The organism is Microcoleus sp. B9-D4 (genome assembly GCF_036705105.1).
Taxonomy (GTDB): domain Bacteria; phylum Cyanobacteriota; class Cyanobacteriia; order Cyanobacteriales; family Microcoleaceae; genus Microcoleus.
Genome location: NZ_JAUBTS010000157.1, coordinates 1 through 1,921, shown reverse-complemented (window position 1 = coordinate 1,921; position 1,921 = coordinate 1). Strand labels below are relative to the sequence as shown.

General features: G+C 47.0%; 1 protein-coding gene. It reads left to right on the top strand.

All coding sequences use genetic code 11. The features are described 5' to 3' along the window. Nucleotides 1–1,921: Ig-like domain-containing protein (locus QUB24_RS33285; protein ID WP_333157849.1), on the top strand; the 1,921-nt coding region annotated here is incomplete at both ends.

Genomic DNA, 1,921 nt, shown 5'->3' with positions numbered 1-1,921 from the left:
CCGTACAAAAAGGCATCGGCAATATTGTCATCAAGAAACTCTCCGATAACTCAGTTGTAGAAACTATTGATGTCACCTCCACTAATGTCACCGTTAGCGGTAGTACCGTCACCATTAATCCAACTATTGACTTAGTTAACGGCACTGATTACTACGTTGAAATTGCCGCTGGTGCAATTAAAGACTTAGCAGGTAACAATTATGTCGGTACTACAGGTGCAACTGCTTGGAATTTCACCACCGCCCCAGCCGCTGACACCACTGCCCCCACACTCAGCAGCGTCGCTCCCGCAGATAACGCTACTGGTGTCGCCGTCGGAGCGGATTTGGTCATCTCCTTGAGTGAAGCCGTTGCCAAAGGTACAGGCAACATTGTCATCAAGAAAGTCTCTGACAACTCCGTCGTTGAAACTATTGATATCACCTCAGCCAACGTCACCGTCAGTGGTTCTACTGTCAGCATTAATCCTAACGCTGACCTCGCACCAAGTACCGAATACTATGTAGAAATTGCTAGCGGGGCGATTAAAGACTCGGCTGGTAACAATTATGCCGGGATTACAGGGCCAACCAGTTGGAACTTCACAACCCTCACCGCTTCGACGCTGCCGATTCCTCCCATCCCGCAATTAACCCAAAACGGTAGTGCTAATACCAGTCATCAGGGACAGAGCTTCACAGCTTCTGAGAATGGAACAATTAGCGAGATTGCGGTTTATACCGGAGGTGCTTTTACTGGCAATTTATTGATTTACAACAGCAGTAATGGCAGCGGTGCTGGCGGGAACAAAGGTACTCCTACCTATCAACAGAACATATCACTCCCATCGGGCAGTGGTTGGAAAACAGTTAAATTAGACACTCCTTATTCGGCTACCAGTGGGCAAACCTACTCCGTTATTTTTGAGGGAACAGGTACATTCTCTTTCTCGAATACTAACCCTTATGGGGGTGGGAACTATATCTTCAACTACGGCAATGCCAATGCCTCTAATGATTTAGCTTTCTTCATTAACCCGCCGGAAATTGATCTCAAAGGCAATGGTACTTCCATCGCCAATCAAGATATTACACCCACGACAATTGATGGCACTGCTTTTGCTGATACCCCAGTTGGTAGCCCGCTAGTTCGCACCTTTAGCATTGAAAATTTGGGTTCTAGTAATTTGACGTTATCGGGTACGCCTGTAGTCAGCATTACAGGGGCCAATGCCAGTGATTTTACCGTCAAGACATTACCAGCCAACACTATTAGTGCCAGTCAAGCTACCCCATTTGAAATTACTTTCCAACCTTCGGCTATCGGCACTCGCACCGCACGAATTAATATTTCCAGCAACGATCTCGACGAATCTACTTATACCTTTACCATTCAAGGTAACGGCCTTGATGGTACAGCGCCCACAGCCAGCAGTTTCACCCCAGCCGATAACGCTAGTGCTGTCGCCGTCGGTGCCAACTTGGTGGTTTCTTTCAGTGAAGCCGTTGTTAAAGGTACAGGCAACATTGTCATCAAGAAACTCTCGGATAACTCAGTGGTGGAAACCATTGATGTTACTTCCACAAATGTCACGGTTAGCGGTAGTACAGTCACAGTTAATCCCACGGCAGATTTAGCGCCCGGTACTGGTTACTACGTTGAAATTGCTGCTGGTGCAATTAAAAACTTAGCAGGTAACAATTATGCCGGTACGACAGGTGCAACTGCTTGGAATTTCAGCACTGCTGCTGCCGTTGATACCACAGCCCCCACAGCCAGTTTCACCCCCGCAGACAACGCCACTAATATTGCAGTTGCTGCTGATTTAGTTGTCACATTGAGTGAAGCCGTACAAAAAGGCATCGGCAATATTGTCATCAAGAAAGTCTCCGATAACTCAGTTGTAGAAACTATCAATGTCACAGCGGCAAATGTCACTGT